We start from the raw sequence: 254 nt of genomic DNA, 5'->3' as shown, positions 1-254 counted from the left end.
CTCTAGCATGCTGCAAGAGTTCCCTGAGTATGAAGTTGTCGTATCCGGCCATACCGATAATATTCCCATTTCCAATAACCAATATAAGGATAACTGGGATTTGAGTGCAGATCGTGCTCTGAACTTTCTGAAAATCCTGTTGCTGAACCCGCAGCTTGATCCTTCCAAGTTCACACCTAGTGGTTACGGGGAGTATCATCCAATCGCCAGCAATGATACAAACATCGGAAGAGCACAGAATCGGCGTGTAGAAG

1 protein-coding gene is annotated in these 254 nt (G+C 45.7%); it reads left to right on the top strand.

Translation table 11 applies throughout. The features are described from left to right. Positions 1-254: OmpA family protein (locus AC6UD4_RS07350; protein ID WP_500709657.1), on the top strand; the 254-nt coding region annotated here is incomplete at both ends.

It is taken from the genome of Fructilactobacillus sp. X3R5C2, from assembly GCF_059901175.1.
Note: the sequence above shows the minus strand (reverse complement) of the source record. Positions and strands in the feature narration are given on the sequence as shown.